Annotated in this window: 18 protein-coding genes and 2 pseudogenes; 11 read left to right on the top strand and 9 right to left on the bottom strand. The window is 67.9% G+C overall.

What is annotated here, in order from left to right; translation table 11 throughout:
- Positions 1–22 precede the first annotated feature (22 nt).
- Positions 23–1,177: a fumarylacetoacetate hydrolase family protein gene (locus ACN2C7_RS15875; protein ID WP_419318110.1), complete on the bottom strand. Its 1,155-nt coding sequence runs from the start codon at positions 1,175–1,177 to the stop codon at positions 23–25.
- A 206-nt stretch (positions 1,178–1,383) separates the two neighbouring features.
- Between ACN2C7_RS15875 and ACN2C7_RS15870 the strand changes: the two are divergent.
- Both ACN2C7_RS15870 and ACN2C7_RS15865 read left to right on the top strand, forming a co-directional pair.
- A pseudogene (locus ACN2C7_RS15870) lies at positions 1,384–2,587 on the top strand (IS481 family transposase).
- A gap of 223 nt (positions 2,588–2,810) precedes the next feature.
- A pseudogene (locus ACN2C7_RS15865) lies at positions 2,811–4,014 on the top strand (IS481 family transposase).
- A gap of 17 nt (positions 4,015–4,031) precedes the next feature.
- On the opposite strand, the gene ACN2C7_RS15860 reads toward ACN2C7_RS15865, so the two are convergent.
- A complete protein-coding gene (locus tag ACN2C7_RS15860; protein WP_419318108.1) occupies positions 4,032–5,090 on the bottom strand; it encodes a LacI family DNA-binding transcriptional regulator in 1,059 nt (352 codons plus the stop codon).
- A 110-nt stretch (positions 5,091–5,200) separates the two neighbouring features.
- On the opposite strand from ACN2C7_RS15860, the gene mobA reads away from it, so the two are divergent.
- Complete coding sequence (mobA, locus tag ACN2C7_RS15855) at positions 5,201–5,731, top strand: molybdenum cofactor guanylyltransferase (RefSeq protein WP_419318106.1); 531 nt, start codon at positions 5,201–5,203, stop codon at positions 5,729–5,731.
- 177 nt (positions 5,732–5,908) lie between these two features.
- On the opposite strand, the gene ACN2C7_RS15850 is transcribed toward mobA, so the two are convergent.
- The 5 genes from ACN2C7_RS15850 to ACN2C7_RS15830 form a co-directional block, all read right to left on the bottom strand.
- Entirely contained in the window at positions 5,909–7,423 is a 1,515-nt protein-coding gene (locus tag ACN2C7_RS15850; RefSeq protein WP_419318104.1) for a sulfite reductase subunit alpha, read from the bottom strand.
- Complete coding sequence (locus ACN2C7_RS15845) at positions 7,420–8,412, bottom strand: FAD:protein FMN transferase (protein ID WP_419318102.1); 993 nt, start codon at positions 8,410–8,412, stop codon at positions 7,420–7,422. The genes ACN2C7_RS15850 and ACN2C7_RS15845 overlap by 4 nt, the downstream gene beginning before the upstream one ends.
- 157 nt (positions 8,413–8,569) lie before the next feature.
- On the bottom strand, positions 8,570–9,454 hold the full coding sequence (locus tag ACN2C7_RS15840) for a DUF4198 domain-containing protein (RefSeq protein ID WP_419318100.1): 885 nt from the start codon (positions 9,452–9,454) through the stop codon (positions 8,570–8,572).
- Between the two features lie 12 nt (positions 9,455–9,466).
- On the bottom strand, positions 9,467–9,979 hold the full coding sequence (locus tag ACN2C7_RS15835) for a DUF2271 domain-containing protein (protein ID WP_419318098.1): 513 nt from the start codon (positions 9,977–9,979) through the stop codon (positions 9,467–9,469).
- Positions 9,980–9,989: 10 nt separating this feature from the next.
- Positions 9,990–10,622: a PepSY-associated TM helix domain-containing protein gene (locus ACN2C7_RS15830; RefSeq protein WP_419318096.1), complete on the bottom strand. Its 633-nt coding sequence runs from the start codon at positions 10,620–10,622 to the stop codon at positions 9,990–9,992.
- Between the two features lie 395 nt (positions 10,623–11,017).
- On the opposite strand from ACN2C7_RS15830, the gene ACN2C7_RS15825 reads away from it, so the two are divergent.
- The 6 genes from ACN2C7_RS15825 to ACN2C7_RS15800 all read left to right on the top strand — a co-directional run bounded on the left by ACN2C7_RS15825 (position 11,018) and on the right by ACN2C7_RS15800 (position 21,298).
- Positions 11,018–12,955: a M61 family metallopeptidase gene (locus tag ACN2C7_RS15825; RefSeq protein WP_419321486.1), complete on the top strand. Its 1,938-nt coding sequence runs from the start codon at positions 11,018–11,020 to the stop codon at positions 12,953–12,955.
- Positions 12,956–13,235: 280 nt separating this feature from the next.
- Complete coding sequence (locus ACN2C7_RS15820) at positions 13,236–15,032, top strand: DUF885 domain-containing protein (RefSeq protein ID WP_419318093.1); 1,797 nt, start codon at positions 13,236–13,238, stop codon at positions 15,030–15,032.
- A gap of 289 nt (positions 15,033–15,321) precedes the next feature.
- Complete coding sequence (locus ACN2C7_RS15815) at positions 15,322–17,736, top strand: glycoside hydrolase family 3 N-terminal domain-containing protein (protein ID WP_419318091.1); 2,415 nt, start codon at positions 15,322–15,324, stop codon at positions 17,734–17,736.
- A 181-nt stretch (positions 17,737–17,917) separates the two neighbouring features.
- The gene (locus ACN2C7_RS15810; RefSeq protein WP_419318089.1) at positions 17,918–19,840 is read left to right on the top strand and encodes a sialate O-acetylesterase; all 1,923 of its coding nucleotides are present in this window, start codon (positions 17,918–17,920) and stop codon (positions 19,838–19,840) included.
- 219 nt (positions 19,841–20,059) lie between these two features.
- On the top strand, positions 20,060–20,452 hold the full coding sequence (locus tag ACN2C7_RS15805; protein WP_419318087.1) for a hypothetical protein: 393 nt from the start codon (positions 20,060–20,062) through the stop codon (positions 20,450–20,452).
- Between the two features lie 9 nt (positions 20,453–20,461).
- On the top strand, positions 20,462–21,298 hold the full coding sequence (locus tag ACN2C7_RS15800) for a hypothetical protein (protein WP_419318085.1): 837 nt from the start codon (positions 20,462–20,464) through the stop codon (positions 21,296–21,298).
- 120 nt (positions 21,299–21,418) lie between these two features.
- On the opposite strand, the gene ACN2C7_RS15795 is transcribed toward ACN2C7_RS15800, so the two are convergent.
- A complete protein-coding gene (locus ACN2C7_RS15795) occupies positions 21,419–22,168 on the bottom strand; it encodes a FadR/GntR family transcriptional regulator (protein WP_419318084.1) in 750 nt (249 codons plus the stop codon).
- Positions 22,169–22,289: 121 nt separating this feature from the next.
- Entirely contained in the window at positions 22,290–23,501 is a 1,212-nt protein-coding gene (manD, locus tag ACN2C7_RS15790; RefSeq protein ID WP_419318082.1) for a D-mannonate dehydratase ManD, read from the bottom strand.
- 263 nt (positions 23,502–23,764) lie between these two features.
- Here manD and ACN2C7_RS15785 point away from each other — a divergent pair, with 263 nt between their 5' ends.
- Positions 23,765–25,882 carry an alpha-glucuronidase family glycosyl hydrolase gene (locus ACN2C7_RS15785; protein ID WP_419318080.1) on the top strand — a complete coding sequence of 706 codons (2,118 nt, stop codon included), beginning with the start codon at positions 23,765–23,767 and terminating at the stop codon, positions 25,880–25,882.
- A gap of 68 nt (positions 25,883–25,950) precedes the next feature.
- Positions 25,951–26,847 (top strand): alpha/beta fold hydrolase, encoded by an 897-nt coding sequence (locus ACN2C7_RS15780; RefSeq protein WP_419318078.1) that lies wholly within the window; start codon positions 25,951–25,953, stop codon positions 26,845–26,847.
- Positions 26,848–26,963: the final 116 nt, after the last annotated feature.

The following is a 26,963-nucleotide window of genomic DNA, read 5'->3' as shown; positions in this document are numbered from 1 at the left end:
GAGGTCCTCGAAATACGAAAAGTTAGAGCAGGCCGCGGCCGGCCAGATTGCGGATCAGGGCGGAGATCCCGAACGTCCAGGGCTTGGCCTGGTCGCAGGTGGTCACCTCGTTTTCGAGGACGCCCAGTTTCGGGGTCGAGACGCGGACGCGGTCGCCGACCTTGTGGGTGAAGCCCTGGCCGGCCGTGTCGCGGTCCTGGATCGGCGCGAACATCGTGCCCAGGAACAAAGCAAAGCCGTCGGGATACTGGTGCTGCTTGCCGAACGCCTGACCGGCCAGAACGGCCGGGTCGCGGCTGATCAGGCTCATGTTGGAATGGCCATCCAGCACGAAGTTGTCGCGGCCGGTGATCTTCAGCTCGACCTCGGCCGAGCGCACGTCGTCCAGCGAGAAGCCGTCGTCGAACAGCCGCACGAACGGGCCGATGGCGCACGAGGCGTTGTTGTCCTTGGCCTTGGAGAGCAGCAGGGCCGAGCGGCCCTCGAAGTCGCGCAGATTGACGTCGTTGCCCAGCGCCGCGCCGCGGATCTGGCCCGCGCCGTCGCACAGCAGCACGACTTCCGGCTCGGGATTGTTCCAGTGGCTGTCGGAGCGCACGCCGACCTGGTCGCCCCAGCCCATCGACGATAGGGTGGGGCCCTTGGTGAAGATCTCGGCGTCGGGGCCGATGGCGACTTCCAGATACTGCGACCACAGACCGTCCTTGATCAGGGTCTGCTTCAGGCGCTCGGCGCCCTCCGAGCCCGGATCGACGCTGCGCAGGTCGCCGCCCATGCTGTCGGCCAGCTGTTCGCGGATTTTCAGGGCCTCGGCGGCGTCGCCTCGGGCCCGTTCCTCGATCACCCGCTCCAGGGTCGAGACGGCGAAGGTGACGCCGGCGGCCTTAAGGCACTGCAGGTCAACGGGGGCCAGCAGCTTGGCGGCCGCTTCGCCCGAGGCGTCGGCCCAGACAGGGCGGATATCCAGCTCCTCCAGAGGTCCGCGATCCTCGCCGCGCGGGATCGCCGCGCCGGGCGCATAGGCGTTCATCAGGTCGGCGACCGTCGGGGCGATCTTCGACATGTCTTCGGTGCGCCCGCCGCGCACCAGCACGGGGGTCGGTCCGTCGCCGAAGTCGATGCGGCCCAGCAGGGTCGCGTCTTGCCAGTCTTCCGGAAGGAATTGCGTCACGCCCACGGCGTCGTCTCCCCGTCTCGAGCGTCTGGACCTCGCCCCACCTTGGACGGCCGCGCTCGTTCATGCTCGTGCACTTGTTAGCGCTAACATGTGGGGGCGGCAAGCAGGATATGGCCCTCTCCCAGAGGTGTTCAGGCCGGGGACATCCGTGACAGGTGTTCGGAGACATCCGTGACACATTTTCCGATCTCGAAGGGAGGTCGGAGATGCCATTCACGGGAGTCTCTGCGATGGATTTCAAACGGGAGTTCGTGCGTCTGGCGCAGGCTGAAGGCGCCAATCGCCGGGAGCTTTGCCGGCGGTTTGGGATAAGCGCCAGCCTGGGTTACCGGCTGCTGTCGCGCTATGCGGCGCAGGGCGAGGCGGGTTTGACGGAGCGGTCGCGACGCCCACGCGGTTCGCCTCGGACGACGCCGGCTCCGATCGAGGCGGCGGCGCTGGCGGTGCGGGCCCAGCACCCGGCCTGGGGCGGGCGCAAGATCGCCGCCGTGCTGCGACGCCAGGGTCTGGAGGCGCCATCGCCCTCGACGGTGACCCAGATCCTGCGCCGCCATGGCGTGGCTCTGGGCGCATTCGGCGGCGGCCACGAGCCGTTCATCCGCTTCGAGCACCCCGCGCCAAACGACCTGTGGCAGATGGACTTCAAGGGCTACGTGCCGCTTGGCGCGGAGGGCGGGCGGCTTCACCCGCTGACCGTGCTGGACGACCATTCGCGCTTCTGCCTGGTGCTAGAGGCCTGCGCCAACCAGGAGCGCCAGACCGTAAAATCCAGCCTGATCAACGCCTTCCAGCGTTATGGCCTGCCCCGTCGCATCACCGCCGACAACGGCCCGCCCTGGGGCGCGGGCATGAGGGGGGACGGCGTGGGCCGGTCCTGGACCGCTCTGGGCGTGTGGCTGCTGGAGCAGGACATCGCTCTGGGCCACTCGCGACCCTACCACCCCCAGACCCAGGGCAAGGACGAGCGCTTCCATCGCACCCTCAAGGCCGAGGCCCTGTCAGGGCCGCCGTTCGCCAACCTGGAGGAGGCCGCCCGCCACCTGCGCGACTGGCGCACGGTCTACAACACCCAGCGCCCTCACGAGGCCCTGGGCCTGATCACGCCCATCGAACGCTATGCTCCAAGCCCCAGGCCCTATCGCGACGACATCGCGCCCTTCGCCTATGGCCCCGACGACCTGACGCGCAAGGTTCAGGACGGCCGCATCAGCTTCGAGGCCCGCCTCATCCGGGTCCCCAAGGCCTTCACAGGCAAGACCTTGGCCCTTCGTCCCACCAACATCGACGGCCGCTATGACCTGGTCTTCAGGTCCAAGACCATCTCCACCATCGACCTCAAAACGCCGATGTGATCATCCTCAACCTGTCACGGATGTCTCCGAACACCTGTCACGGATGTCCCCGGCCTGAACAAGAGGGAGAGGGAGGGGCCCACGCTTGCGTGGGAGGGTGAGGGGCTAGGGTCTTTCCGGACAGGGCAGGGTGGAGCATCCGCTGGCGGCTTAACCCCTCACCCTCCCACCGCTGCGCGGCGGGCCCCTCCCTCTCCCTCTGGTGTTCAGGCCGGGGACATCCGTGACAGGTGTTCGGAGACATCCGTGACACATTTTCCGATCTCGAAGGGAGGTCGGAGATGCCATTCACGGGAGTCTCTGCGATGGATTTCAAACGGGAGTTCGTGCGTCTGGCGCAGGCTGAAGGCGCCAATCGCCGGGAGCTTTGCCGGCGGTTTGGGATAAGCGCCAGCCTGGGTTACCGGCTGCTGTCGCGCTATGCGGCGCAGGGCGAGGCGGGTTTGACGGAGCGGTCGCGACGCCCACGCGGTTCGCCTCGGACGACGCCGGCTCCGATCGAGGCGGCGGCGCTGGCGGTGCGGGCCCAGCACCCGGCCTGGGGCGGGCGCAAGATCGCCGCCGTGCTGCGACGCCAGGGTCTGGAGGCGCCATCGCCCTCGACGGTGACCCAGATCCTGCGCCGCCATGGCGTGGCTCTGGGCGCATTCGGCGGCGGCCACGAGCCGTTCATCCGCTTCGAGCACCCCGCGCCAAACGACCTGTGGCAGATGGACTTCAAGGGCTACGTGCCGCTTGGCGCGGAGGGCGGGCGGCTTCACCCGCTGACCGTGCTGGACGACCATTCGCGCTTCTGCCTGGTGCTAGAGGCCTGCGCCAACCAGGAGCGCCAGACCGTAAAATCCAGCCTGATCAACGCCTTCCAGCGTTATGGCCTGCCCCGTCGCATCACCGCCGACAACGGCCCGCCCTGGGGCGCGGGCATGAGGGGGGACGGCGTGGGCCGGTCCTGGACCGCTCTGGGCGTGTGGCTGCTGGAGCAGGACATCGCTCTGGGCCACTCGCGACCCTACCACCCCCAGACCCAGGGCAAGGACGAGCGCTTCCATCGCACCCTCAAGGCCGAGGCCCTGTCAGGGCCGCCGTTCGCCAACCTGGAGGAGGCCGCCCGCCACCTGCGCGACTGGCGCACGGTCTACAACACCCAGCGCCCTCACGAGGCCCTGGGCCTGATCACGCCCATCGAACGCTATGCTCCAAGCCCCAGGCCCTATCGCGACGACATCGCGCCCTTCGCCTATGGCCCCGACGACCTGACGCGCAAGGTTCAGGACGGCCGCATCAGCTTCGAGGCCCGCCTCATCCGGGTCCCCAAGGCCTTCACAGGCAAGACCTTGGCCCTTCGTCCCACCAACATCGACGGCCGCTATGACCTGGTCTTCAGGTCCAAGACCATCTCCACCATCGACCTCAAAACGCCGATGTGATCATCCTCAACCTGTCACGGATGTCTCCGAACACCTGTCACGGATGTCCCCGGCCTGAACATCTGGGAGAGGGATTTATCCCTTCGGCGCCGGCCCGGTAGAATCCCGCACGATCAGGGTGTGCGGATGCATCAACTGCCGGGGCTCGCCCGTCCCGTCGCGCTTGCGGCGGATCTCCTCCAGCACCAGATCCACCGCCGCGCGGGCCATGGCGGCGATCGGCTGGTGGACGGTGGTCAGGGGCGGCCAGATATTGGCGGCGATCGAGGTGTCGTCGAAGCCGACAATCGAGACATCGCCCGGCACGTCCAGCCCAAGGCGATGGGCCAGGCCTGCGGCGGCGGCGGCCATGTCGTCATTGCAGGCGAAGATCGCGGTGGGGCGAATATCGCTGGCCAGCAGCCGCTCGGCCGCCTCCAGGCCCGAGCGATAGGTGAAATAGCCCTGCTCGACCCGCACGTTCTCCAGGGGAATCCCGGCGGCCTTCAGCGCGGTCATGAAGCCGTCCAGCCGTTGCTGGCTGACCGTCTGGTTGGGGTGGCCCTTGATGAAGCCGAAGCGCTTGTGGCCCAGGGCCAGCAGGTGCTGGGTCAGCTCGTAGGCGGCGGCCTCGTTGTCGATACGGATGGTGGCCATGTCGGAGCTGGTCATGCCCGGGGCCACGCCGACGGCGGCGGCGCCGGAGGCTTTCACCTCGGCCAGCACCTGGGGCGACTCGCACAGCGGCGGCGGCAGGATCAGGCCGTCGACCCCGGTGCGCAGCAGGCGGGTCAGGGTGGCGCCGGCCAGTTCGGGCTCGGCGCATTTCTCGATGACAACCTGCGCGCCCGTGCGGCTGCTCTCGTCCAGCGCTCCGACCAGGAACTCCGACAGATAGCCGGTCGAGGGGTTGTCATACAGCAGGCCGATGCGGAACGGGGCCGAGCCGGCCAGGCTGCGGGCCGCAGGATTGGGGGCGTAGTTGAGATCGGTGATCGCCTTCTCGACCAGGGCCCGGGTCTCTTCCTTGACGGTGGTTTCGCGGTTGATCACCCGCGAGACGGTCATGGGCGACACGCCGGCGCGCGCCGCCACATCGCGGATCGTCGCGCTCTGCGTGGTGCGACGCCTCTGGCGTTCCGGCGGTAAGCTCATGGTTGTCCCGTCCCTTTGGGCGCGGAGACTAGACCGGTTCGGAGCATCAGTGGAAGCCGGGGGTTGGAGGGGCCTTCTCACCCTGGGCGAGACGGATGTAGGAAACGGGGATGACACCCTTCGGCGCTCTCATCCTCACTGGCGGCGGCTCGCGCCGCATGGGTCGCGACAAGGCCGCGCTGGACTGGGACGGCGCGCGGGCGGTGGATCGGGCGGCCGAGTTGGCGCGCACGGTCGGGGCCCGGGCGGTGCTGACGGTCGGAGCCGATCTGGGTCTGCCGTTCGTGCCGGATCCCGAGCCGGGCGCGGGGCCGGTGGGCGGTGTGCTGGCCGGCGTGGAGGCGCTACGGGCGCTAGACCTGGAGCGGGCGCTGATCTTGGCGGTGGACGCGCCGACGCTCACCGTTGAGGATTTGACCCTGCTGCTGGCGGCCGACGCGCCCGGCGCGGCGTTCGAGGGGTTGCCGCTGCCGATGGTCCTGACCTTCTCAGCCCTGCCCGAAGGCGCCGAGGCCGGCTGGCCGCTACGGCGACTGGTCGAGCGCGCGGGGCTGGCGGTGGTGGCCATGCCGGTTGGGTCGGAGACAAGGCTGCGGGGGGCGAATACGCCGGAGGAGTGGGCGGCGTTGTTGAGGCCGTAGCGCTCCCTCCGTCACGCTGCGTATTCGCAGCGCGCCACCTCCCCCGCACGCTTCGCTACGGGGCAGGAGAAGAGCCGCTGAACCTTCCTGCCCCGCTTGCGGGGGAGGTGGCGCGGCGCCGCCCTCAAGCAAAGAATGGGAGGCGACGTGACGGAGGGGGCGTTGGGCGTCTGCGGCCTAATACACATCCCGCCGATAGCGCCCAGCGTCCGTCAGCCGCTCCAGGCCCTCGGCGCCCAGTATATCGCCCAGCGCCGCGTGAACCTCGCGCGACATCCCTTCCAGCGCGCCGCAGACCATGATCGTCGCGCCGTCCGCCACCCAGGCCCGCACGGCGTCGGCCGCCTCGCGCAGACGGTGCTGCACATAGACCCGCTGGGCCTGGTCGCGCGAAAAGGCGAGGTCCAGGCGCTCCAGCGCGCCGGTCAGCGCCCAGCTCGCCAGCTCGTCCTGGTGGAAGGCGTCGTGCGCCGCCGTACGCTCGCCAAACAGCAGCCAGTTGCGGCCGCGCCCCGCGGCGGCGCGGGCCTTGAGGTGGGCGCGCAGTCCGGCCAGGCCCGTGCCCGCGCCGATCAGGATCATCGGCGCGTCGGTGTCCGGCGCATGGAAGCTGCGATTGACCCTGACGCGGGCATCGATCGCCGCGCCCTCGTCGGCGAAGCGGCACAGCCAGCCCGAGCCCAGGCCCGGCTGGCCATCGGCCCGGGGCATCAGGCGCACGATCAGCTCGATCCCGCCATCGGTCGGCAGGGAGGCGATGGAATATTCGCGGTGCGGCAGGGCGGTCAGGCGCTCCAGCACCGCCTCGCCGGTCAGGCCGATCAGGGGTTCGATGTCTTGCGGCAGGCGGCGGGCGGCCAGAGCTGGCGCAATCGAAACCGGCAGGCCCAGGCGGGCGATCAGGGCGGCGACCTCAGCTGGATCATTGCGCGGACCGATCTCGACGATGTCGCCGGCTGACCAGTCCAGAACGCCGTCCTGCGGCTCCAGTCGAATGTGCCACGCCTCGCCGCCAGGACTGCCGGGATTGAGCAGGCGGCGCTGGGTCAGCGTCCACGGGCCATAGGCCGGACGGGTCCAGTCGGGCGCGTCGGTTTGGCCGGTCAGGACAGCCAGATGGGCCTGCCAGTGACGCAGGGCGGCCTCTTCGCCGTTGTCGACCTCCACGCGGTCGAACAGCGGCGCTGCGCCATGCCGGGCCAGCCAGGCGTCCAGCGAGCGGCCAAAGGCGCAGAAACGGCTGTATTCGGTGTCGCCCAGGGCCAGCACGCCATAGCGCAGGGCCGAGAGGTCAGGCTCGGCCGCCATCACGTCGCGGATGAAGGCCCGGGCCGGGTCGGGGGCGTCGCCTTCGCCGGTGGTGCTGACCACGAACAGGGCGCGGCCGGCGCCGGCCAGGTCGGCGGCGGTGACGGTCGAGAGGTCGCGCAAGATCACCGGCGCGCCGCCGGCGGTCAGGGCCGTGGCGGTGGCGCGGGCCAGTTCCTCGGCGAAGCCAGTCTGGCTGGCATAGGCGACCAGCACCGGCTCGCCCGCGCCTTGCGCCAGGGCGGCGGCCTCGCGGCGCTCGGCGCGGCGGCGCAGGGCGTGGCGGGCGGCGATCAGGCCGCAGAAGGCGACCCAGACCAAGGCGACACCGGCGGCGGCGAGGTGACGCCGGGTCTCGGGATCCAGGGCGGTGAAATCGATCATGCGTCGAGCATGGCCAGCAGGGCCGGGGACAGGCGCTCTTCCAGGCCTTTTGCCGCGCGGATGACGATCAGGACGGGCAGATCGTGCGCGGCGGCGAAGGCCAGAGCGGTCTCCGGTCCCATGACGGTGAGCGCCGTGGCCCAGGCGTCGGCGTCCATGCAGGTCCTGGCCAGCACTGTGACGCTGACCACGCCGTGGTCGCCGGGTGCGCCGGAGGCCGGGTCCAGAGTGTGGGCGTAGCGGCGGCCATCATGGTCGAAGAAGCGGCGATAGTCGCCCGAGGTCGCCACCGACAGGCCATGCAAGGCGACCACGGTTTGCGGGGCGTCATTGGCGGTTGGCGGCCGTTCAAGCTCGACCCACCAGGGCTGGCCATCGGGCCGGGCGCCGGTTCCGCGCAGCTCGCCGCCGACCTCGACGAGGTACGATCTCACGCCGGCCCGCTCCAGGGCCTGCGCGGCCTGGTCGACGCCAAAACCCTTGGCGATGCCGTTGAGGTCGAGGCGCAGGGACCCCGGCTGGAACAGGGCGTCGCCGTCCAGAACCAGACGCTTCCAGCCGCTGGCTTCAAGCGCGGCCAGGGTCGCCTCGCGCGGCGGCGGCTCACCCAGGAAGGGGCGGGGGCCAAAGCCCCAGAGGTCGGTCAGGGCGCCCAGGGTCGGGTCAAAGGCGCCGTGGGTGGCCTCGGCGACGGCGATGGCGCGGCGCACCACGGTGGCCATGTCGGCGGGCAGGGGTGTCCAGCTTCCGGCGGCGGCGCGGTTGTAGCGCGACAGGTCCGACAGCGGCTCCCACGGGCTCATCTGCGCCACCACGGCGTCCAGGGCGCGCTGGACCATGGCGGTCAGGCCCCGGACATCGGCGGCCGGCTGGGCGACCAGTTTCACCGACCAGGTCGTGCCCATGGTTTGGCCCGCGAGCGCATGCATCACGCCGCCGAGCGGGCGGGCGGGAGGCTCGGTGAGGAGGGGGACGAGGACGCGGGTCATGGGTGTCAGGCTCGATCTCGATCCTTCCCCCTTTGATGGGGAAGGGCTGGGATGGGGGTGAAAACGTTGGCCGGTTTCACGAAGGTCGCGCCACATCCTGTGGCGCTGTCACCCCCATCCCCAACCCTTCCCCCATCAAGGGGGAAGGGGGCTTTTCCTAAGGCCGTTGCGCTTCGACCACGGCGGTGTAGCTGGCCGAGAAGCCGTCGCCGGCCAGGGCCGTCACGGGCGCCGGAGCGGCGGGGGCCGCACCGGGGGCGCCCATACCGCCGCCGGGACCACGACCGGCGCTCTCGCCGCCGCGCGCCGTGGCGTTGACCCAGTACATGCCGGCGTCCGGCAGGGCGAAGGTCACCGCGCCATCGGCGCCCGCCTTGACCTTGATCTCACCGGGCGCGGCCCGCCAGCGTGCGCCGCCCGGAACGAAGGTGACTTCAAGGCCGGCGGCGGGCTTGCCGTCGAGCAGGAACCGGAAGGTCGCAGCCTCGCTGGCCACAATGTCGGTCGGGTGGGTCACGGGCGCCAGCTCCAGGCCCTTGCCGGTGGGCTTGAAGACCTCGGTGGTCGGCTTGTCCCGCGTGACATAGGTCTCGTTGCGATTGCTGCCCGTGATGGTCTTCAGGTCGGCGGCATTGGCCGGAACGGCCTTGGCGAACTCCTCGGCCGTGCCGCGGAAGCGCTTGATCTCGCCGTTCTCGGTCCAGCTGGCGGTGACGGTGTGGGCGGCCGAGCCGATCTTCCAGGTGCCGGCCTGGTTCAGCTGCACGTCGAAGGTCGAGCGATACTGGCCGGTCGAGGCGTTCTGCAGCTTCGAGATCGAGCCGTCCGGGGCGGTGACGACCACGCCGTCCACGCGCATGGCGCGATGGTCGGGATAGAACAGCTCGTTGGAGATGGCGGCGTCGACCGTCACCCATGAGCCGTCGCCCGACAGCACGGTGAACGAAGGCAACAGCCAGCCACGGTGAGCGCTGGCCGACATCGGCAGGGTCAGGGCGAGGCCGGCTGCGGCGACGGCGAAAAGGCGGGTCTTCAGGGACATCGGTTTTCTCGCTTACTTGACGAAGACGGTGACGGCGCCGAGCTCGGCTGAGCCCTTGACGGTGGCGGGCTTGCCGGGCTTGCCCCAGACGAAGGGCACGCGGACGGCTTCATGGCCGCCGACTTCGCGGGCGGCCTCGACCACCAAATTGTACTGGCCGGGCTTGAGGTTTTTCAGCGCGCCCTTGGCGCCGCTGAACACCACCTTCTGCGGGCCGGGCGCGCGGGTCGCGCCGCTGACGCCGTCGGCGGGGAACTTCATCTCGCGGCCAGCCTTGCGCCACCACTGACGCATGTCCTTGAGCCACTTGGTGCCGTGGTCTTCCTTGGAGTCGGGATCGTACCAGACGGCCAGGGTGCCGGCGGCGCTGGCGTCGCTGTTCTCGATCCAGATGGCCACATAGGGCTTGTGATACTCGGCCACCGACAGGCGGGGGATCTCGACGGTGACGTTGAGATCGGCGGCCATGGCCGGGGCGGCCACGGCGGCGCCGGCGAAGGTCAGGAGGGAGACGGAACGCTTCACGGATTTCACCTCAGAGGTGGACAAAGAGAATGACGAGGATGACGGGGGCGGCCAGGCCGGCGGCGACCAGCGGCCAGGTCAGGGGCCGGGCCCTGGCGTGGAACTGCAGCAGGATCAGGCCGGTGATCGTGAACACGATCGTGGCGGCGGCGAAGATGTCGATGAACCAGGCCCAGGCCTTGCCGGTGTTGCGGCCCTTGTGCAGGTCGTTGAGCAGGCTGACCGCGCCGCGCGTGGTTTTCTCGTGCTCGACGGCGCCGGTCTCGCGGTCGATCGACAGCCAGGCGTCGCCGCCCGGGCGTGCCAGGGCCACATAGACTTCCGCGTCGGACCACTCGGCTTCGCGCCCGGCGATGTCGGTCCCGACGGCCTTGTCCAACCAGTGCTGCAGCTTCAGGGGCAGGGGGCGCTTGCCCTCGACCGGACCCCTGGCCAGGTCGGCGATCAGGTCGGCCGGCAGGGTGGCCTTGCGGCTGACCACGACGGGCTCGGCCTCGATCTGGCCGGCATGGTTCAGCGTGATGCCGGTGATCGAAAACAGCAGCATGCCGATTAGGCTCAGGGCCGCGCTGATCCAGTGCCACTGGTGCAGCTGCTTGAGCCAGAACGAGCGGCGATGCTGGGCGGTGGCGGCGGACGACACGAGGAGGCGGAGACCTTGAGCGGGAACAGGTCTCGTCCATACTTGAGAACGACTTGCAATTTCAAGTGCTGGTTTGGTCTAATTTGCGGCGCGGGCCATCATCGCCGCCGCCCTCAAACGCGGGAAAGGTCGATCAGGGGGGAGGCGGTGTTCCCTGATCGACCCACTCGCCGGGGGAACTGGCGGGTTCCCGACCTCATGACCCTGACCGCCTTTGATCCGGTGGGCAATCAAGGGTGCGCGCTTAAGGGAAACCCCGGAGGCGCAGCCGCAGCCTGGCGATTGGGCGGACCGCTGTCTGGGGCTCGAGACGTCGTTCTGACGGCTCGACAAGTGACGGATTAGGGGTGAAACATCCCGCCTCTTAACCGCGAGGCGCACGCTTGCGGACTGCATTGGGGTGTTTTGTGAGAACGCTGTTCTTTTCCGTTTCGCTGCTGGTCCTGGCCGCCACGACTGCCGTCGCCCAGACCCTGCCGCAGCCTTCGGCCCCGACCCCGGCCATCGCGGCCGCGCAGGACATTCCCTATCCGGGCACGCTGAAGCTTTCGGTCGACGCCACCGACCTGGCGCGCAAGATCTTCGACATCCGCCAGACCATCCCGGTGGCCAAGGCCGGCAAGTTCACGATCCTCTATCCGCAGTGGGTTCCCGGCGGCCACTCGCCGCGCAATGACATCGACAAGCTGGCGGGCCTGATGATCACCGCCAACGGCCAGCGCCTGGCCTGGACGCGCGACCTGGTCCAGGTCTTCGCCTTCCATGTCGAGGTTCCTGAGGGCGTTTCGGAGCTGCAGCTCAGCTATCAGTTCCTGTCGCCGGTCGAAGCGCGGGTCGGCCGCCAGGTGATGACGCCCGACATGCTGAACCTGCAGTGGCTGCAGATGGGCTTCTATCCGGCCGGCTATTACACCCGCCAGATCCCCGTGGAGGCCAGCGTCAAGCTGCCGGAAGGCTTCAAGTTCGCCTCGGCTCTGGAGGTCGCCAAGACCGAGGGCCAGACCACGACCTTCAAGGTCACGCCGTTCGAGACCCTGGTCGACTCGCCGATGTTCGCCGGCCGCTATTTCAAGACGGTCGAGCTGGATCCGGGCGGTCGCGCGCCGGTGCGCCTGAACCTGATGGCCGACAAGCCCGAGCTGCTGGAGTTCAAGCCCGAACACATCCAGGCCCACAAGGACCTGGTTCAGCAGGCCTACAAGCTCTACGGCTCGCATCATTACGATCACTATGACTTCCTGGTCGCCCTGTCCGACCAGCTGGGCGGCATCGGCCTGGAGCATCACCGCTCCAGCGAAAACCGCGTCGCGCCCAAGTACTTCACCGAGTGGGAGAAGACCTATGTGGGCCGCGACCTGCTGCCCCACGAGTTCACCCACTCGTGGAACGGCAAGTTCCGCCGCGGCGCGGATCTGTGGACCGCCACCCTGAACGAGCCGATGCGCGACAGCCTGATGTGGGTCTATGAGGGCCAGACCCAGTACTGGGGCGGGGTGCTGTCGGCGCGCTCGAACCTGCACACCAAGCAGCAGAGCCTGGACGCCCTGGCCATGACGGCGGCGCTCTATGACAACCGGCGTGGCCGCGACTGGCGCAGCGTGGCCGACACCACCAACGATCCGATCATCGCCATGCGCAAGCCGCTGTCGTGGGTCAGTTACCAGCGCAGCGAGGACTACTATTCCGAAGGGCAACTGGTCTGGCTCGACGCCGATACGCTGATCCGCGAGAAGACCGGCGGCAAGAAGTCGCTGGACGACTTCGCCAAGGCCTTCTTCGGCGTCGACAACGGCTCGTATGTGCCGCGCACCTACACGTTCGAGGATGTGGCCGCGACGCTGAACGACGTGGTCGCCCACGACTGGACCAGTTTCCTGAAGACCCGCATCGAAGGCCTGTCGGAAAAGGCCCCGCTCGATGGCCTGACCCGGGGCGGCTACCGTCTGGTCTATAGCGAGACGCCGACCGACTATTTCAAGGCGGCCGAGACGCGCGGCAAGACCACCAACCTGGCCTATTCCCTGGGGGTGACCGTGTCGGCCGCCGGCCTGCTGTCGGAGGTCAACTGGGGCGGTCCGGCCTTCAGGGCGGGTCTGACCCAGGGCGTGACTGTCGTGGCCGTCAATGGCGAGACCTATGACGCCGACAAGCTGAAAGACGCCGTCAGGGCGGCCGCCAGACCGGAAGGGCCGCTGGTCGAACTGCTGGTCAAGGACGGCGAGCGCTATCGCATGGTCAAGATCGACTGGCGCGGCGGCCTGCGCTATCCGCGCCTGGAACGCATCGCCGGAACCCCCGCTCGCCTCGACGATATTCTGGCGGCGCGCAAGTAGTTCGCGAAAACAAGGGCTTGGCCGCAAGTGCCGGACATCCGGCCTTGCGACAATATGTGGAGGTGCCCCTCGCTGGGGTTGGGCGTAGGGTCGCGGTGTTCAGGATCCTCCATCTTCGAACGATCTCCAAAGTCGAAGGGCCCGTCATGCCCAGACGGGCCCTTTTTCTTGGGCGGCTTGCAGGCCGCTCTCCGGCTTGACGACATGCCCTCGCCGGGTGACTGATTTGCCCCCGCAAAGCGCGACCGCTGGCGGGATCGTTCAGTCGCAGGGGCCTTTCATGTCGAAGTTTGACCGTCGCCAGATCATGATGGGGGCGGCCGCCACCGCGCTCGCCACCGCGCTTCCGGCCCAGGCCGCTGACACCCCCAACAGCGCCAAGACCGAGCTCTACAAGCTGTTCGACGCCTTCTTCGACGAGGACCTGTCCGACAGCCCCGAACAGGCCACCAATCTGGGCCTCGACACCGGCGCCCACGCCGATGCGCGCGGCAAGCTGGGCGACCGCTCGATCGCGGGCTGGATCAAGGACCGGGCCCAGCCCGGCCAGCGCGTCCAGCGCCTGAAGGCGATCGACCGCAAGGCGCTCTCCGGCGACGACGCCGTCAACTACGACACCGCCATGTTCCAGTACGAAAGCCGCGCGGCGGTCGCGGGCTTCGACTATGGCGCGATCAGCCGGCCCTATGTGCTGACCCAGTACTACGGGGCCTATTCCTCGACGCCCAGCTTCCTGGACACCAAGCACAAGGTCGAGTCGGCGGCCGACGCCGAGACCTATCTGTCGCGCATGGCCGCCTTCGCCACGGTGCTGGACCAGGAGAGCGAGCGCTTCGCCGCCGACGCCGGCAAGGGCGTGATCCCGGCCGACTTCATGCTCGACAAGGCCATCGCCCAGCTGGGCAAGTTCCGCGCCCTGCCGGCCGACAAGAACGTGCTGGTCGCCTCGCTGGCCCGCCGGGCCAAGCCCTATGGTGACTATGAAGGCAAGGCCGCCGCGCTGCTGGCCGGCACGGTGCACCCGGCGCTCGACCGCCAGATCGAGGTGCTGAAGGCCGCTCGCGCCAAGGCCACGCACGACGCGGGCCTCAACCGTCTGAAGGACGGCGACGCCTATTATGCGGGCCTGCTGAAGATTTACACGACCACCGACATGACCGCCGACCAGGTCCACCGCCTGGGCCTGGAGGAGGGCGCCGAAATCAGCGCCAAGATGGACGCCATCCTCAAGAAGCGCGGCCTGACCCAGGGCAGCGTTGGGGCGCGGGTGGCCTCGCTGAATACTGACCCGACCCAGACCTATCCCAATACCGACGAAGGCCGCGCCCAGATGCTGGCCTATTGCAACAAGCTGATCGCCGACCTGGCGCCCAAGCTGCCGCAATGGTTTGGCGTGACGCCCAAGACCCCGGTCGAGGTCCGCCGCATCCCGGCCTATACCGAGGCCGGCGCGGCGGGCGGCTATTATGAGCGGCCGGCCCTGGACGGCTCGCGGCCGGGCGCCTTCTACATCAACCTGCGCGACACGGCCGATCGTCCGCGCTGGTCGCTGCCGACCCTGACCTATCACGAGGCCGCGCCGGGCCATCACTTCCAGCTGGCCCTGGTGGCGGAAAGCAGCCTGCCGCGCCTGCGCCAGAACATGGGCTTCTCGGCCAATACCGAGGGTTGGGCGCTGTATGCCGAGCAGGTGGCCATGGAGATGGGCGTCTATGACGACGACGAGCTGGGCCTGCTGGGCATGTACCAGGCCCGGCTGTTCCGCGCCGCCCGCTGCGTGGTCGACACCGGCATCCACACCAAGGGCTGGAGCCGCGAAAAGGCCATCGCCTACATGATGGAGACCGGCGGCGAGCCGGAGGGCCGGATCACCAGCGAGGTTGAACGCTACTGCGCCAATCCCGGCCAGGCCTGTTCGTACAAGGTCGGCCACACGGTCTGGGCCAAGGCGCGCGAGCGGACGAAGGCGCGGCTGGGGGCAAAGTTCGACATCCGGCGATTCCACGACACGGGCCTGCTGGTCGGGCCGGTGCCGTTGACGGTGCTGGATCGGGTGATCGACGGGTGGCAGGGGTGATCGCCCCTTCTTGATCCTCTCCCAGAGGGAGAGGAGGGGCCCGCCGCGTAGCGGTGGGAGGTGAGGGGTTACAGCGTCTGACGGCGTGCCGGCCTCCGGGTGAGGGCGTAACCCCTCACCCTCCCACGCCTTCGGCGCGGGCCCCGCCCTCTCCCTCTGGAAGAGGGTTTAGATGAATGAGACCGCTACCATTCTTTTCTTGAGTGGTCTGACAACCTCCCCCATAGTGGTCGGCAAGGCGGCCATACAGCCGTCAACCAACGACGAGACCTCCGGGGAAACGAACCAGATGACACACGCCATCACCCGCCGTCTGTTCGGCGCCAGCCTCGCCGCCATCGCCGCCGCCACCGCGCCGGGCGTCTCGGTCGCCGCCCTGCAGGGCGCAGGCGGCAAGCCGCTCTACAAGGATCCGACTCAGCCGGTCGACGCCCGGGTCAAGGACCTGCTGGGTCGCATGGCGATCGAGGAGAAGGCCGCCCAGCTGATCGGCATCTGGCTGACCAAGGCCGCCATCCAGACGCCTGAAGGCGAGTTCTCGGCCGAGGCGGCCGGCAAGAGCTTCCCCAACGGCCTGGGCCAGATCTCGCGTCCGACCGACCGCCGGGGTCTGAAACCCGCCGTCGTGGTCGACGCCGCCGCCGGGGTCGAGGACGGCACCAAGGGCCGCAACGCCCGCGACACCGCCCGCTACACCAACGCCGCCCAGAAGTGGTCGATGGAGAACACCCGCCTGGGCATCCCGATGCTGATGCATGACGAGGCCCTGCACGGCTATGTGGCCCGCGACGCCACAAGCTATCCTCAGGCCATCGCCCTGGCCTCCAGCTTCGACACCGAGCTGGTCGAGAAGATCTTCTCGATGGCCGCCAAGGAGATGCGCGCGCGCGGCTCCAACATGGCCCTGGCTCCTGTAGTCGACGTGGCCCGAGACCCGCGCTGGGGCCGCATCGAGGAGACCTATGGCGAGGATCCGCACCTGTGCGCCGAGATCGGCCTGGCCGCCATTCGCGGCTTCCAAGGCAAGACCCTGCCGCTGGCCAAAGACAAGGTGTTCGTCACCCTCAAGCACATGACCGGCCACGGCCAGCCCGAGAACGGCACCAATGTTGGCCCCGCCCAGATCGCCGAGCGGACCCTGCGCGAGAACTTCTTCCCGCCGTTCGAACGGGCGGTGACGGAGCTGCCCGTGCGGTCGGTGATGCCCAGCTATAACGAGATCGACGGGGTGCCCTCGCACGCCAGCCACTGGCTGCTGACCGACATCCTGCGCACCGAGTGGGGCTATCAGGGCTCGGTCCAGAGCGACTATTTCGCCATCAAGGAACTGATCTCGCGCCACAAGATGACCGACAGTCTGGCCGACACCGCCGTGATGGCGATCAATGCCGGCGTCGATGTCGAGCTGCCCGACGGTGAGGCCTATGCCCTGCTGCCGCAGCTGGTGAAGGAAGGCCGCGTCTCGCTGGAGAAGGTCGACGCCGCCGTCGCCCGGGTGCTGACGATGAAGTTTGAGGGCGGCTTCTTCGAAAACCCCTATGCCGACGAGAAGACCGCCGAGGCCAAGAACAATACGGTCGAAGCCATCGCCCTGGCCCGCGAAGCCGCGCGCAAGTCGGTGGTGCTGCTGAAGAACGACAAGGGCCTGCTGCCGCTGAACGGCAAGGCGATCAAGCGCATGGCGCTGCTGGGCACCCACGCCCGCGACACCCCGATCGGCGGCTATTCCGACGAGCCCAAGCACGTGGTCTCGCTGCTGGAAGGGCTGACCGCCGAGGCCAAGGCGGCGGGCTTCCAACTCGACTATGCCGAGGCCGTCCGGATCACCGAGCGCCGCGTCTGGGCCGCCGATGAGGTCAAGCTGATCGACCCGGCCGTCAACGCCAGGCTGATCGCCGAGGCCGTCGAAGTGGCCAGGAACGCCGACGTCGTGGTCATGGTGCTGGGCGACAACGAGCAGACCAGCCGCGAGGCCTGGGCCGACAACCACCTGGGCGACCGCAACGATCTGGACCTGATCGGCCAGCAGAACGACCTGGCCAAGGCGATCTTCGACCTGGGCAAGCCCACCGTGGTGTTCCTGCTCAACGGCCGTCCGCTGTCGATCAACCTGCTGGCGCAGCGCGCCGACGCCATCATCGAGGGCTGGTACCTGGGCGAGCAGACCGGCACGGCCGGCGCCGACATCCTGTTTGGCCGCGCCAATCCAGGCGGCAAGCTGCCCGTTAGCATCGCCCGCAATGTCGGCCAGCTGCCGATCTACTACAACCGCAAGCCCACCGCGCGCCGGGGCTATCTGTTCGACGAGAAGACCAGCCCGCTCTACCCGTTCGGTTTCGGCCTCTCCTACACCAGCTTCGACATCTCGGCCCCGCGCCTGGCCAGGGCCAGCATCGCCCAGGGCGAGAAGGTCAAGGTCGAGGTGGATGTGACCAACACCGGCAAGGTCGCGGGTGATGAAGTGGTGCAGCTCTATGTCCGCGACGTGGCCGCCTCGGTGACCCGTCCGCTGCTGGAGCTGAAGCACTTCAAGCGCGTCACCCTGGCAGCCGGCGCCAAGACCACCGTGGCCTTCGAGATCGCGCCGTCGGACCTGTGGTTCTGGAACCTGGAGATGAAGCGCGTGGTCGAGCCGGGCGCCTTCGAGATCATGGTCGGGCCCAATTCGGTGGACCTGAAGAAGACGACGCTGACGGTGGTCTGATCCACCAAACATCTTGTCATCCCGGAAGCCTCGCAGAGGCTATCCGGGACCCAGGGGCAACCGCACTGCATTGGCCCCTGGGTCCCGGCTCTCCCCCCGGCCTTCGCCGGGGTCCGGCCGGGATGACAAGCATTTTTGAGCACAAAGAACCGCCGTTGGAGCGGTCGATAGGGAGATCTGCATGCGCCTCGCCGCACCGATCCTGCTCGCCGCCCTGCTGACCGGCCCCGCCGCCGCCCAGGACCTCCTTAACGCCCTGTTCGCCGACCACGCGGTGGTGCAGCGCGACCGCCCGCTGCCGGTGTTCGGAACCGCAGCGCCGGGCGAGGCCGTGACCGTCGCCTTCGCCGGCAAGACCGCCAGCGCCACGGCCGGCCCCGACGGCGCCTGGCGCCTGGACCTCCCCGCAACCCCGGCCGGCGGCCCCTACGACCTGACCGCTAGTACGGCGGCCAAGACCCAGACCGTCCGCGACGTGCTGGCCGGCGATGTCTGGCTGTGCTCGGGCCAGTCGAACATGGAGATGCAGGTCCAGGCCTCCGGCGACGCCTGGAACCAGATCAACAACGGCGCGCCCAACGACGCCATCCGCATGGTGACCATCGAAAAGGCCGACGGCCGCGCGCCCAAAGCCAACTTCGCCAAGCCGCCGGTCTGGAAGCCGACGACGAAGGACACCGTGGGCTCGTTCTCGGCCAGCTGCTTCTACTTCGCCCGCGAGCTGCAGAAGACCCGCAACGTCCCGCTGGGCCTGATCCACGCCTCATGGGGCGGATCGGGGATCGAGGCCTGGATGACGCCGGCGGCGCTGCGCAAGGTCGGTGGTTATGACGAAGCCATCGACACCCTGAACCTGTCCCTGAAGGACCCCGCCGCCGCCAGCCGCCGCTGGGGTGAGACGATCAAGGCCTGGTGGGCGCCCAAGCATCCGGGCGAGGCCGCGACCGCGCCCTGGACAGGCGCCGGCGCCTGGGCAGCCGCACCCAGGGACCTGGGCGTCTGGGAGCGCTGGGGCGTCGCCGAGCTGGCGGCCTTCAACGGCGTGGTCTGGTTCAAGACCGAGGTGATGCTGACCGCCGCCCAGGCTCGGCAGGCCGCGACCCTGAACCTCGGCCAGGTCGACGAGATGGATGCGACCTATCTGAATGGCGTGGGTGTCGGCGCGACCTCGGGCGCGTGGCTGGAGCGGTCGTATCCGCTGGCCGCCGGCGCGTTGAAGGCGGGCCGGAACACCATCGTCGTCTCGGCCTATGACACCTATGCCAATGGCGGGATGTACGGAGATCCCTCGAAAAGAGCGTTGGTGCTGGCCGACGGGACGCGCCTGGCGCTGAACGTCTGGACCTACCGCATCGAGCCCCGTGTCGGCGCCGATCCGCCCCGTGCGCCGTGGGACACCCTGGCCGGGGTCTCGACCCTCCATAACGGCATGCTGGCGCCCATGGGGCCTTACGCCTACGGCGGACTGGCCTGGTATCAGGGCGAGACCAATGTCGGCCGCGACCAGACCTATGCGGCCCTGCAGACGGCCTTCGTCGCCGAGCGCCGCGCGGGCATGGCGCCGGACATGCCGGTCGTTATCGCCCAGTTGGCCAGCTATGGCGCGTTCGCGACAACGCCCGGCGCCTTTGGCACGGCGGCCCTGCGCGAGGCCCAGCGTCGGGCCGTCGTCGCCGATCCGCAGGCGAGTCTGGCCGTGACCACCGACATCGGCGACCCCTTCGACATCCACCCCGCCAACAAGCAGGAGGTCGGCCGCCGCCTGGCCCTGGCCGCCCGCCGCATCGCAGGCGACGCCGTGACCACGGGGCCGGCGCCGGTCTCGGCCAAGCGGGTCGGGGACACGGTCGTCGTTGGTTTCGACCAGATCGGCGGGACGCTGGTCTCGCGCGGGTCGGACCGGGTGATTGGCTTCGAGCTCTGCGACGCCGCCAAGGCCTGCCGCTGGGCCGACGCCCGGATCGACAGGGCGAGCGTCGTGCTGACCGCTCCAGCCGGCGCTGAGGCCGCCAAGGTGCGGTTCGCCTGGGCCGACAGCCCGACGTTCAACCTCTTCGACAGCGCGGGCCTGCCGGCCGTGCCGTTCGAGATGGATGTGAACTGAGCCTTGCTTCCGCTCTCCCCGACCGCCGCCTGCGGCCGGCGGAGAGCGGCTATCTGGGGTCGGTGGAGAGCGTGCGGCGTTGGCCCGTCACTCTCTTCGTGCCGAAACAGCAACGCTTGTTAACCTTCTGCATAATCGTGTTATACAACCCTGGCGGCATTCTCAGGCCGGTTCGTCAGATGGTTGGGTGCGCGTCGCCCGGCTCAGCGGGAGGTGAAGATGGCTAAGGCGCCAGTCAAAAGCGAATACGCTTGGTCCGACAGCAAAATGGCCTGCGTCGCGACCTACAAGATTCTCGAAGGGGATAAGTTCATGAACGAGTTCGAGGACTCGGACATTCCCTTTGAAAAGGCTTCGGATGTCGAAATGTCCAGTTTATTTTACTGGCCTCAGACCACAGGCAACGACGCTCTTCTGAAGTTGGCTGCGTCCCAAGCCGCCAAGAAATTCTGGTACCTGCTGATCAAGAACTACACTGTCTTGAAGGAGGAGGCGGCCAAGGAATCCTACAAGATGCTCGATGATGTTGAAGCCGTCTTCGCGTCCAAGGACGCCACGCTCAAGAAGTTGGCCGAGGTGGTCGACAAGAGCCTGAAGTTTCCAAACGAATAGGAGCGAGTGATGAAGGGCTTTACCGTTCTAGCGGGCGCGATTACCGCTGCCCTGATCGCTGGCGTCGCCAGCGCCGCCGAGGATCCGAAGGAAGGCTTCACGATCGAGCCGAAGGTGCTGGACTCCAGCGCTGACGCCGGGGCCACCGTGGCGTTGGAATACGCTTACCAGAAGACGTTCAAGCTCAAGGACCTATCCAGTTCCGACAGGGGAAACGCTTTACCGGACCCCACGCCCAGCCGGGGAGCAGTGACGTTCTCGGTCGATGGATCAGGCACGGCCACGGCCGATGCGGAACGCAATCCAAAAAACTTTCTGGATCTTTCTCTAGGCCTGAATATCGACTGGGACCCAGGCTATGAGACCGGCTGGGGTCGGTTACTGGTTGGCGGCTTCGTCAAGGGCGAGACCGATCAAGGCTTCGAGAACGAGCAGGTGGTTTGGGGCGCGCGAGGCAGCTACGGACAACGCGATCTATTGGCGTCCAACGACTTCTTGGGCCTCGATCTCAAGTATGGCCTCGTCGAGCCGGGCGAGGACAAGGAGCGTCAAAAGGCGCTAGGCGTGACCGATCTGGACGACTATGAGCGCTTGGATATCGAGGCGCTGTACATGTTCCGCACCGGCTGGGACATGGTGCCGACGATCGAGTTCAACTATCGCCTGTTCAAGGAGCTCGACGCGCCCACGGTGATCAAGGCCGTTGATCTTGACCTTCATCAGCTGGCCACGGTTCGTTTCGGCTTGGGCAAAGACCTGTTCGTCGGCTACAGCACCGGCAAGCTGCCATTCGACCGCAAGGATGACCAGACCTTGGAAATCGGCTTCTCCTATAAGCTGTTCTAAGAGGTCTTTTGGTGGCGCGGCCGGGGTAACTTTCTCCGCCACTCCTTCTCGGTTGTCGGCCGTGGGGCCACGATACAAGGAGCCTGATCGCGGCTCTTCGCCTAGCAGGTGGCACCGCGCCTAGATCGCCACCCGCTTGGCGATCGCATCGCGCCGCGTGCTGGTTTCCTGCTTGGCGCGCTGGACGGCCTCGGTCTCGGTGGCGTGCAGCAGGTGTTCGATCACCCGTTCCAGGTGGTCGCGCATCGCCTGTCGCGCGGCAGCGGGGTCGCGGGCCTTCAGGGCCTCGAACACCCGGCGGTGCTCGTTGATGCGGGGCTCCAGGCCCATGCCGCGGGCGCGGGCCAGGATGTTGCGGGCCAGGGGCGAGCGGTTGCGCCAGTCCCACAGGTTCTCGATGGTGGCGATGATCGCGCCGTTGCCGGTGGCCCGGGCGATGATCATGTGGAACTCGCGGTCGGCGTCCTCGCCGGTGATTTCCTCTTCCTCGTGCATCCGCACCATCAGGGCCTCCAGCTGGGCCAGCTGGGCGTCGTCAATCGAGGTGGCGGCCAGGGCGGCGGCCTCGCCCTCGAACAGGCGGCGGGCCTCGATCAGCTCGAAGGCGCCGATCTCGAAGTCGATCTCGTGGGGCGGGGCGGCGGGGCGGGCATTGCTGGTGACATAGATGCCCAGGCCATGGCGGGCCTCGATCATGCCCAGCATTTCCAGGGCGATCATCGCCTCGCGCAGGGTGGGGCGGCTGACCCCGAACTGCTCGGCCAGTTCGCGCTCGGTCGGCAGGCGGTCGCCGAGCTTGTAGTGCCCGGCCTCGATGGCGTCGGCCACGGTGTCGGCGATGCGGCGGTAGAGCTTGACGTTATCGGCCATGGACAGTGCTTCTAATCTCGGGTGGCGCGGACGCCGGTTCAGATCTGTTGCACCTCAAGTATCACGCAGATTCTCGACCTTCGCTCGCCCTTTTCCCGTAGCGGCGGTTTGCCGATCCGTTTCACCAGTCATGCATCGCGCCGTCTTCGCGGCGGGCCACCGGCAGATAGGCGCGCTTGTAGGGATGGCCGGCCGCCAGGGTTTCGTCGATATCCACGCCCAGGCCCGGCGCCTCGCCCGGATGCAGCATGCCGTCCTCGAAGGTGTAGGCATGGGGGAACACCGCGTCGGTCTCGGGCGTGTGGCGCATGTATTCCTGGATGCCGAAATTAGGGATCGACAGGTCGAAGTGCAGGGCTGCGGCCATGCTGATCGGCGACAGGTCGGTAGCCCCGTGGCAGCCGGTGCGGACGTTGTAGAGGTCGGCGAAGCCGGCGATCTTGCGCAGGTGGGTAATGCCGCCGGCATGCACCACGGTGGCGCGGATATAGTCGATCAGCTGTTCCTGGATCAGGGTCTTGCAGTCCCAGATCGAATTGAACACCTCGCCCACGGCCAGAGGGGTGGTGGTGTGCTGGCGCACCAGCCGGAAATTCTCCTGGTTCTCGGCCGGGGTGCAGTCTTCCATCCAGAAGGGACGATAGGGCTCCAGGTCCTTGCCCAGACGGCCAGCCTCGATTGGGGTCAGGCGATGATGGACGTCGTGCAGCAGGTGAATGTCCCAGCCCAACCGCTCGCGGGCGGCCTTGAACAGTTCGGGCACGGCCCGCAGATATTTCTCGGTCGACCAGATGGTTTCCTTGGGCAGGTCGCTGTCGGCCGGTTCGTAGAAGAACTTGTCCTTGGAGACGCCGTAGGTCCCCTTCATGCCGGGCACGCCCGACTGCAGGCGGATGGCCTTGTAGCCCTGCTGCGCATAGGCGGCGGCGTTGGTCAGGGTCTCGTCGATCGTCTCGCCATTGGCGTGGCCATAGACCATGACGCTCGAGCGGCAGGCCCCGCCCAGCAGCTGATACAGGGGCAGGCCGGCGACCTTGCCCTTGATGTCCCACAGCGCCATGTCGACCGCCGCGATGGCCGACATCGTCACCGGGCCGCGACGCCAGTAAGCGCCCTTGTAGAGATACTGCCAGATGTCCTCGATCGTGTGCGCGTCGCGGCCGATCAGGCAGGGGATGACATGTTCGGTCAGGTAGGCCTCGACCGCCAGTTCGCGCCCGTTCAGCGTGGCGTCGCCGACGCCGTAGGTCCCGTCCTCGGTCACGATCTTCAGCGTGACGAAGTTGCGGCCCGGGCAGGTGACGATGGTCTTGGCGGCGATGATCTTGGACATGACCCTCGGTTTAACGGTGGGGAATGGGTTGTCAACCCAGTGGTCAGACCACTACATGTAGGCGTGTCGACCTCTTCCTGTAGGATGGGACGACTGTTTCAAAGAAGCCGCTCTCCCCGGCGAAAGCCGGGGCCCAGATTCATCCCGGAAGGTGAGCGGTGACGCGCCTTGGGCCTCGCCAGGACTGCGGCGCCACCGGGTTCGATCTGGGCCCCGGCTTTCGCCGGGGAGAGCGGGGAAGAGAAAGATCAGGGAGTGGACTGATGCGGTTAGTTGCGATCCTCACCGGCCTATTGCTGCTGACGGCTCCCGTCGCCCATGCCGAGGATGGCCATGACCTGTGGCTGCGCTATCGACCCGTTGAGGCCACGGCCGGCTATGCGCCTGCCGTCATCGCGCCCGTCGCCGACACCCCGACCCTGAAGGTGGCCCGGGCCGAGCTGGAACGCGGTCTCACCGGCCTGGTCGGTGCGCCCTCACCGCAGACGGGCCGCGTCATCCTGATCGGCACGCCGGCCAGCTCGCCCGCCATCGCCAGGCTGGCCCTGCCGCTGCAGGCCGCCGGCGACGAGGGCTATCTGATCCGCACCCTGAGCGTGGACGGCAAGGCGACCACGGTGATCGCCGCCAACCGCGACGTCGGCGCCCTCTATGGCGTCTACCGCTACCTGTCGCTGATCCAGACCCGCCAGCCTGTGGATAACTTGAACATCGCGTCCGCTCCCAAGGTCCGCTTGCGGATGCTCAACCACTGGGACAACCTGGATCGCAGCGTCGAGCGCGGCTATGCGGGCCAGTCGATCTGGGACTGGTGGAAGCTGCCGGCCTACAGCGCCGACCCGCGCTATGTCGACTATGCCCGCGCCAACGCTTCGATCGGCGTCAACGGCACGGTTCTGAACAACGTCAACGCCAAGTCCGTCAGCCTGACCGCGCCCTGGATCGCCAAGGCCGGGGCCCTGGCCGACGTGTTCCGGCCCTATGGCATCAAGGTCTATCTGACGGCGCGGTTTTCCTCGCCCATCGAGATCGGCGGCCTGAAGACCGCCGACCCGCGCGACCCGGCCGTGAAGGCGTTCTGGAAGGCCAAGGCCGACGAGATCTACAAGGTCATTCCCGACTTCGGCGGCTTCCTCGTGAAAGCCAATTCCGAGGGGCAGCCCGGTCCCCAGGACTATGGCGCGACCCACGTGGACGGCGCCAACACGCTGGCCGACGCCATCGGATCGCGCGGCGTCGTGATCTGGCGGGCCTTTGTCTATTCGCACGAGCAGCCTGACGATCGCGCCAAGCAGGGCTATTCGGAGTTCAAGCCGTTCGACGGCCAGTTCCGCGACAATGTGGTGATCCAGGTCAAGAACGGCGCGATCGACTTCCAGCCGCGCGAGCCTTTCCACCCGCTGTTCGGGGCCATGCCCAAATCCAACCTCGGCATGGAGTTCCAGATCACCAAGGAATATCTCGGCTTCGCCACCCACCTGGCCTATCTGGGCCCGATGTACGAGGAGACCCTGCGGGCCGACACCTTCGCCAAGGGCAAGGGCTCGACGGTGGCCAAGGTGGTCGAGGGCGCGCTGGACGGTCGCAAGCTGACCGCCATGGCCGGCGTGGCCAATATCGGCGTGGACCGCAACTGGAGCGGCTCGCACTTCGACCAGGCCAACTGGTACGTCTTTGGCCGGCTGGCCTGGGATCCCGAAGCTTCCAGCCGCGATATCGCCGCCGACTGGGCCAGGATGACCTTCAGCAACGACAAGCGCTTCGTGACGCCGGTCGTCGACATGATGATGAGTTCGCGCGAGACCGTGGTCGACTACATGACGCCGCTGGGCCTGCACCATCAGATGGGCCGCAGCCACCACTATGGCCCGGGTCCCTGGGTCAGCGGCGGCGAGCGCGCCGACTGGACCAGTGTCTATTACGCCAAGGCCGGGGCGAACGGGGTCGGCTTTGACCGCACCGCCAAGGGCAGCAACGCGGTGGCGCAATATGCGGCCCCGGTCGGGGCCTGTTTCGCTGACCTCAACTGCGTCGACGAGAAGGACCTGCTGTGGTTCCACCACCTGCCGTGGGACTATCGCCTGAAGTCGGGTCAGACCCTGTGGGACGGCCTGGTCACCCACTATTCGCGCGGCGTGGCCGGGGTGGACGCCATGGGCGAGACCTGGGGTGACATGGCCCCCTATGTCGATGCCGAGCGCCACGCTCAGGTCGCCGCCTTCCTGAAGATCCAGCGCAGCGAGGCCCAGTGGTGGCGCGACGCCTCGGTGTCCTGGTTCCAGACCTTCTCGCAGCGCCCGCTGCCGGCGGGCGAAAACGCGCCGCCGCTGTCGCTGGAGGCCTATCAGGCGATGAGCTTCCCCTACGCGCCGGGGATCTAGGCAGCCCAACAACTGTTTGACCCGCTTCATCGCGTCCGTAAGCTCCCCTCAAAAGGGAGCAGACGCAAATGGCCAGGGTCGCCGCCAACGGTATCGAGATCGAATATGACGTGCATGGCCACGACGACGGCGAGCCGCTGTTGCTGGTCATGGGCCTGGGCCAGCAGCTGACGCGCTGGCCGATGGAGATCGTCGAGCAGCTGGTGGGCGAGGGCTTTCGGGTTGTCCGCTTCGACAATCGCGACATCGGCCTGTCCACCTGGCTCGACGAAGCCGGCGCGCCGGACATGCCGGCGGTGTTCACGGCCATAGCGGGCGGCCGCAAGCCGGACGTTCCTTACCTGCTCGAAGACATGGCCGACGACGCCGCGGGTCTGCTCGACGCTCTGGGCATTGAGCGCGCCCACGTGGCCGGGGTCTCGATGGGCGGCATGATCGGCCAGACGCTGGCGGCGCGACATTCGGCCAGGGTGCTGTCACTGGTCTCGGTGATGTCGACCACCGGCAATCCGGCATTGCCGCCGGCGACGCCCGAGGCGCTGGCGATCCTGTATGTCCGCCCCGAGGCGACCGATATCGACAGCCTGACCGACCACGCCCTGAAGGCTCAGATCGTCATCCAGAGCCCGGCCTGGCCGGTCGACCCGGCCCTTGAACGCCCCAAGCTGAAGGCCGCCATCGAACGAGCCCACCATCCCGTCGGCATGGCGCGCCAGATGTGCGCCGTGATCGGGTCCGGCGACCGCCGGGAGGCCCTGAAGACCATCACGGCGCCGACCATCGTCTTGCATGGCGACGCCGATCCGCTGGTCCGCCTGGATGGTGGCAAGGACACCGCCGCGACGATCCCGGGCGCGGAGCTGCGGATCATCGAGGGCATGGGCCACGACATGCCCCAGGGCGTTCACGCCGCCTTCGTCGCGGCTGTGGTCGCGGCGGCGGCCCGGGCGCGGGCGTCCGCCTAGGCGCGCTCGCCGCATAAAAAAACGGCGCATTCCGGGAGGGGAATGCGCCGCGAATATCACGCGGCCCTGGGAAGGCGGGGCGCGCGAAAGGTGGTGAGGGGAGAAAGGCCCGCCGC

Source organism: Caulobacter sp. ErkDOM-E, assembly GCF_048541895.1.
GTDB lineage: Bacteria > Pseudomonadota > Alphaproteobacteria > Caulobacterales > Caulobacteraceae > Caulobacter.
Note: the sequence above shows the minus strand (reverse complement) of the source record. Positions and strands in the feature narration are given on the sequence as shown.

Coding starts and splice junctions, on each gene's coding strand:
- ACN2C7_RS15860 (WP_419318108.1), bottom strand. CDS start 5,090: ATGAGCTTACCGCCGGAACGCCAGAGGCGTCGCACCACGCAGAGCGCG.
- mobA (WP_419318106.1), top strand. CDS start 5,201: ATGACACCCTTCGGCGCTCTCATCCTCACTGGCGGCGGCTCGCGCCGC.
- ACN2C7_RS15850 (WP_419318104.1), bottom strand. CDS start 7,423: ATGATCGATTTCACCGCCCTGGATCCCGAGACCCGGCGTCACCTCGCC.
- ACN2C7_RS15845 (WP_419318102.1), bottom strand. CDS start 8,412: ATGACCCGCGTCCTCGTCCCCCTCCTCACCGAGCCTCCCGCCCGCCCG.
- ACN2C7_RS15840 (WP_419318100.1), bottom strand. CDS start 9,454: ATGTCCCTGAAGACCCGCCTTTTCGCCGTCGCCGCAGCCGGCCTCGCC.
- ACN2C7_RS15820 (WP_419318093.1), top strand. CDS start 13,236: ATGTCGAAGTTTGACCGTCGCCAGATCATGATGGGGGCGGCCGCCACC.
- ACN2C7_RS15815 (WP_419318091.1), top strand. CDS start 15,322: ATGACACACGCCATCACCCGCCGTCTGTTCGGCGCCAGCCTCGCCGCC.
- ACN2C7_RS15810 (WP_419318089.1), top strand. CDS start 17,918: ATGCGCCTCGCCGCACCGATCCTGCTCGCCGCCCTGCTGACCGGCCCC.
- ACN2C7_RS15805 (WP_419318087.1), top strand. CDS start 20,060: ATGGCTAAGGCGCCAGTCAAAAGCGAATACGCTTGGTCCGACAGCAAA.
- ACN2C7_RS15800 (WP_419318085.1), top strand. CDS start 20,462: ATGAAGGGCTTTACCGTTCTAGCGGGCGCGATTACCGCTGCCCTGATC.
- ACN2C7_RS15795 (WP_419318084.1), bottom strand. CDS start 22,168: ATGGCCGATAACGTCAAGCTCTACCGCCGCATCGCCGACACCGTGGCC.
- manD (WP_419318082.1), bottom strand. CDS start 23,501: ATGTCCAAGATCATCGCCGCCAAGACCATCGTCACCTGCCCGGGCCGC.
- ACN2C7_RS15785 (WP_419318080.1), top strand. CDS start 23,765: ATGCGGTTAGTTGCGATCCTCACCGGCCTATTGCTGCTGACGGCTCCC.
- ACN2C7_RS15780 (WP_419318078.1), top strand. CDS start 25,951: ATGGCCAGGGTCGCCGCCAACGGTATCGAGATCGAATATGACGTGCAT.